This is a genomic window from Azotobacter beijerinckii (genome assembly GCF_900110885.1).
GTDB classification, from domain to species: Bacteria; Pseudomonadota; Gammaproteobacteria; order Pseudomonadales; family Pseudomonadaceae; genus Azotobacter; species Azotobacter beijerinckii.
The window spans coordinates 1-3,928 of the sequence record NZ_FOFJ01000127.1 but is presented as its reverse complement, the minus strand read 5'-3'; the positions used below and the strand labels follow the sequence as shown (position 1 = coordinate 3,928).

At 56.7% G+C, this 3,928-nt stretch carries 4 protein-coding genes; 3 read left to right on the top strand and 1 reads right to left on the bottom strand.

The window, feature by feature from the left end; translation table 11 throughout:
• Positions 1-313: 313 nt before the first annotated feature.
• Together BMY22_RS22895 and BMY22_RS22890 are read left to right on the top strand one after the other, a co-directional pair.
• On the top strand, positions 314-709 hold the full coding sequence (locus BMY22_RS22895) for a hypothetical protein (RefSeq protein WP_090625608.1): 396 nt from the start codon (positions 314-316) through the stop codon (positions 707-709).
• A 661-nt stretch (positions 710-1,370) separates the two neighbouring features.
• Entirely contained in the window at positions 1,371-1,634 is a 264-nt protein-coding gene (locus BMY22_RS22890) for a type II toxin-antitoxin system RelB/DinJ family antitoxin (protein ID WP_090625607.1), read from the top strand.
• A gap of 194 nt (positions 1,635-1,828) precedes the next feature.
• Here BMY22_RS22890 and BMY22_RS22885 read toward each other — a convergent pair whose 3' ends face one another.
• On the bottom strand, positions 1,829-2,281 hold the full coding sequence (locus BMY22_RS22885; protein WP_090625605.1) for a hypothetical protein: 453 nt from the start codon (positions 2,279-2,281) through the stop codon (positions 1,829-1,831).
• Positions 2,282-2,940: 659 nt separating this feature from the next.
• On the opposite strand from BMY22_RS22885, the gene trfA reads away from it, so the two are divergent.
• Positions 2,941-3,861 (top strand): plasmid replication initiator TrfA, encoded by a 921-nt coding sequence (trfA, locus tag BMY22_RS22880; RefSeq protein ID WP_244158979.1) that lies wholly within the window; start codon positions 2,941-2,943, stop codon positions 3,859-3,861.
• The last annotated feature ends 67 nt before the right edge of the window (positions 3,862-3,928 follow it).

Below are 3,928 nucleotides of genomic sequence, written 5' to 3'. Positions count from 1 at the left end.
GGCTCCAGTCCCGGCCCTGCCGCAATTTCGATAGAAAGCGGCGGCTCTAGTCCCGGCCCAGCTGCAATATCGATAGAAAACAGCGGCTCCAGTCCCGGTCCAGCCGCAATTTCAAAGCCTATTTGGATGTGAGGATCTGTCGGGGTGAAGGCGAAAAGCTTTTCCATTTGCACACTCCTTTGCTGGTGGATTCGCTGGTAACTACAGCCCAGGTTGAACAAGCAAACGAAGCGCCGTTTGTCGGCGCAGGGAGCACGGGCTGCCTTGGGGGAGCTGCTGCTAGAGTGTGAAGCGTCATAGGACGGAACACCCCATGCGTCACACCATCGACGAGGCCGCGTCACTGGTCGGTAGGACACGCCGCTCGCTTTACCGGGCGATGACTGAAGGCCGTCTGTCATACGGCTTACAGCCCGATGGTCGGCGCTATATCGATACCGTCGAACTGCTGCGTGTCTACGGTCCTTTCGAGTCACCGTCTCATGGCGTCACACTGGAAATGTCCCATGGAGTCACACTGCCCGACGACTTGGGCGAGGTGATCGCCAAGGCGGTAGCGGAAGCACTTGAACCGTTGCGGAAGGAGATTGAGCAACTACGGGAAGCGTTGTTGCGGATCGACCATAGGCCGCCGGCGAAGGTTGTGCCGGCAGTAGATAAGCCTGCCCCACAGTCTTTCGCTGATCTGCTCGAGGATCTTGGGGATTAGGCGGTCGTGCCTGCTTTCCTCAGCCTGGTACGTAGCTCGCTGGCAGGGTCTACAGCTACATGCGAACAGGCACCACTGGTGCATCTGAGTGCGTCGCTGAACAGCCTGGAGTTGGCCACGGTGATCGATAAACAAAAAGCCCCCGGCCTGCCTTCCAACAGGACCGAGGGCCACAACGGCGCGGGCAGCACAGACTTCCGTCGTGTTGTCGCAAACGAAGCGTAGTGCATTTTGCCGCTTCGCTTAGAAAGACTGGAGCAACTCTATGGGGGGTAGTGATCCGCTAACCGCATGGCTTGCCGGTTACAGCCATTTTGTCCACGGATAAAAACGCCACGGACCTCGAACGAGGTACCGTTTTTTCCCGCACAAAAACAAAAACGGCGAGGGGTTAGCCTCGCCGCTTCGTGTCGTCCCTGAGTTCATCGTCCTGATGAAGTAGTCGCATCCTGCGACTGTCCCTGGCCATCCATCCTTGGTCGGCCTGCGTCGATCCTTCGATCATCTTGGTGGAAGTCAATCTACGCCGATGGCCGTTTCGCGCCTATTGGGCAAACGCCCGATCTGCTGTAGGCGATGACTTACAGCCAGTACGGAGCACGGGAGCTGAGGCGTATCTGATTGGGCTACAATATGGCTCAACTTTTCAGGAGGATATGTCATGGCTGCAAATGCAGTTGTTCGCGCTCGGATTGACGAGCACACGAAAGAAGAGGCCGCCGCCGTACTGGCTGCCATGGGGCTCACCGTGTCGGATGCCTTCCGCATGATGATGACGCGCATTGCCCGCGAGAAAGCGCTTCCGTTCGAGCCACTGGTGCCGAACGCAGAAACCATCGAGGCCATGAGGGAAGCACGCCGGGGCGGCCTGCCGAGCGTCAACAGCATCGAGGCGTTGAAGGCGGCGCTCGATGCGGACGATTGAATGGGCGAGCCAGTTCAAGAAGGGGAGCCCGCAGAATTCGGAAAAAATCGTACGCTAAGCGCCAGGTGATCGACAGGCTTGCCTCTGCAAGCCAGAGGGTGTCCGGTTGATGTATACCTCAACCGGGCGTCAGCCGTGACCAGCCAGCAGCGTCAGGTTAGGGTTCATTTTGATGTTTCCTGACGTAACCCTCATTAGCTCAACTTAGTGTAGTGGCTGGGGCGTTTCAGAAAGTCCTCCAGATCGAGCGGTCTGAAGTTGTCGTCCTCGCCACGAGCAATCTCGGTTTCAACAACACCAATACCAACCAGCCGTCCGGGCAGTGTCACCGTAAGTGGGAGGTTTTTTTCGTCACAACAAAGCAGAGGAATCCGCAGAATCCACTGATCTGCTTTAGCGTTTCCGCTTGATCCCAGCTCTGCGAGCAGTAGGGTGGGCTCACCGTTGTAACCTTTAGGCTGTCCTGTATAACCACCCACGACTTTTATTTTGGCCTGCTGGCTGGCATTCAGGGGAAAACCCCAATTCAGCACGCGGCACATTTGCATCTGACGCTGATGATCCAACCCTTGGAAGAACTTAGCTACCTGACTTAGATCTTCGGTTTTGGCGGCTAAGAGTCGCATTAAAGCCTGACTGAAATCCATCTTGTTGCCCTTCTATGTCATTCTGCTAGCACTGAGCATACGCCGCAGACACGCTCCTGAGTGTGGCTTTCAGACTTATTACGGGTGTGGGGCTGTTGTGACGCTCTTGAGCCCCCGTATTCGGCAGTACGCATGCAAAACGCTGCGAATCTTGGGGTTTCTGAGGGTGAATACAGAGGGCTTTTCAGGTGAAAACTATATGGGGTCGCCTCAGAAAATGGAAAATAAAGCACGCTAAGGAATGCGTCACCCAGTAACGGCGCAGCTTTGCGTCGGATAGCTACTGCCAGATACGGCGTTGCGGTATTTCTCGAAACTCGGCTTTTGCGGCACACCGTTACGAGAGCGGTTTTCGAGAATCACTCGAGCAAGGCCAGCACTGGCGCGGGCTGCTTTCTCACGAAGCCCTCTCGAAAATGATCGTTTTTGAAGTCTGCATGGGGTCTGTGGGACCTTAGCGTGCTTTAAATTCCGTTTTCTGAGGCGACCCCTGGATGGAAATTAGCCAAGCGGCGGGGCCACAATCGCCAGCTTCTTTCACGCCAGAAAATGGCTTGAAAAGGCCGCACAGCCCACCCCCGGATGTGGATCATGTTGGGAATGACGGACACCCCGGTATCGTCAAGAGCATCGTTTCCATTTGAAGAGGGAGGTAAGTAATGACGGAGCGCGGGAGCCTGCTGGACAAGCTCAAACGCATGCAGGAACGAAATGTCAGGGGCAAGGAGACCGAGCCGTCCGCTCCCGCCGCCGAGCCGGTTCAGCAGTCGGCCCAGGTGATCCGCTTGCCGCTATGGCCGGAGGCTGTGCGAGGTGTCCCGAATGGACTACTAAGGTCTGCTCTGTTCGGGGCAATAAAGCGAGGAGCACGGCGTTACTTGGAGCGGCAGGAGATCCACGCCCAGGATGGCATTACTGTCCGCTACACCGGGGCACGGCTTGACCAAGGAGATCTCGATGTGTGGGAAACCGTGCTGCATATCGTGCGCGCTCAGGAGCTGGGTGACGATTGCCGGGTGACAGCGTACCAACTCCTGAAGGCGCTGGATAAGCGCGACACAGGCGGCAACCGTGACGTGCTGGAGCGACGACTAGCACGCCTGAAGGCTACGGCCTTGGATGTGAAGGTGGGCCGCTACAGCTACATGGGTAGCCTGATCGATGAGGTGTATAGGGACGACGAAACCCGCGAATACGTTATCCGACTGAATCCCAAGTTACATACGCTGTTTGCCACTGGCCAGTTCACCCAGGTTGAGTGGGATGTGCGCCATGCGTTAGACGGCAAGCCGCTGGCCCAATGGCTACACGGTTTCTACGCCAGCCACGCCAAGCCTTACCCGATTAAGGTAGAGACGCTGCATAAGCTCTGCGGTAGCGAGGCCACCTTGATGAGTGATTTTAAGAAGGATCTGCGGCGGGCGCTGGATGCTGTGACAGAGGCAAGTGAAGCCAACGGCCAGCTGTTCAACTACGACATTCAGGATGATCTGGTGTGCGTTGAAAAGAAGGGCAGCCGAGCACAGCAACGACATGTAGCCAAAAAGACGGATAAATCTACGAGTAAACCCCGTGTTTGATACCGTCGCAGCACCCCCGACGATACCGTCGCAGCACCCCCGCGATACCGTCGCAGCACCCCCGCGA

What these genes read in the sequence shown, in the direction of transcription:
- BMY22_RS22895 (WP_090625608.1), top strand. Translation starts at nt 314, where the DNA reads ATGCGTCACACCATCGACGAGGCCGCGTCACTGGTCGGTAGGACACGC.
- BMY22_RS22890 (WP_090625607.1), top strand. Translation starts at nt 1,371, where the DNA reads ATGGCTGCAAATGCAGTTGTTCGCGCTCGGATTGACGAGCACACGAAA.
- BMY22_RS22885 (WP_090625605.1), bottom strand. Translation starts at nt 2,281, where the DNA reads ATGGATTTCAGTCAGGCTTTAATGCGACTCTTAGCCGCCAAAACCGAA.
- trfA (WP_244158979.1), top strand. Translation starts at nt 2,941, where the DNA reads ATGACGGAGCGCGGGAGCCTGCTGGACAAGCTCAAACGCATGCAGGAA.